At 37.3% G+C, this 579-nt stretch carries 2 protein-coding genes; one reads left to right on the top strand and one right to left on the bottom strand.

The window, feature by feature from the left end; all coding sequences use genetic code 11:
• Nucleotides 1–14 precede the first annotated feature (14 nt).
• Nucleotides 15–143, top strand: coding sequence for a tail fiber assembly protein (locus P3H78_RS33225; protein WP_081048452.1), 129 nt, complete (start codon nt 15–17; stop codon nt 141–143).
• Nucleotides 144–271: 128 nt separating this feature from the next.
• On the opposite strand, the gene P3H78_RS33220 is transcribed toward P3H78_RS33225, so the two are convergent.
• The coding region (locus P3H78_RS33220) for a hypothetical protein (protein WP_438828085.1) at nt 272–579 on the bottom strand (308 nt) is incomplete at its 5' end.

Below are 579 nucleotides of genomic sequence, written 5' to 3'. Positions count from 1 at the left end.
AGGATGCTGCAGATCTGGAAATTGCAACGAAGGAAGAAACCTCGTTGCTGGAAGCCTGGAAGAAGTATCGGGTGTTGCTGAACCGTGTTGATACATCAACTGCACCTGATATTGAGTGGCCTGCTGTCCCTGTTATGGAGTAATCGTTTTGTGATATGCCGCAGAAACGTTGTATGAAATAACGTTCTGCGGTTAGTTAGTATATTGTAAAGCTGAGTATTGGTTTATTTGGCGATTATTATCTTCAGGAGAATAATGGAAGTTCTATGACTCAATTGTTCATAGTGTTTACATCACCGCCAATTGCTTTTAAGACTGAACGCATGAAATATGGTTTTTCGTCATGTTTTGAGTCTGCTGTTGATATTTCTAAAGTCGGTTTTTTTTCTTCGTTTTCTCTAACTATTTTCCATGAAATACATTTTTGATTATTATTTGAATCAATTCCAATTACCTGAAGTCTTTCATCTATAATTGGCATTGTATGTATTGGTTTATTGGAGTAGATGCTTGCTTTTCTGAGCCATAGCTCTGATATCCAAATGAAGCCATAGGCATTTGTTATTTTGGCTCTGTCAG

This window comes from Streptomyces tropicalis, assembly GCF_029269835.1.
Lineage (GTDB): Bacteria > Actinomycetota > Actinomycetes > Streptomycetales > Streptomycetaceae > Streptomyces > Streptomyces tropicalis.
This window is presented reverse-complemented; position numbering and strand designations above follow the sequence as displayed.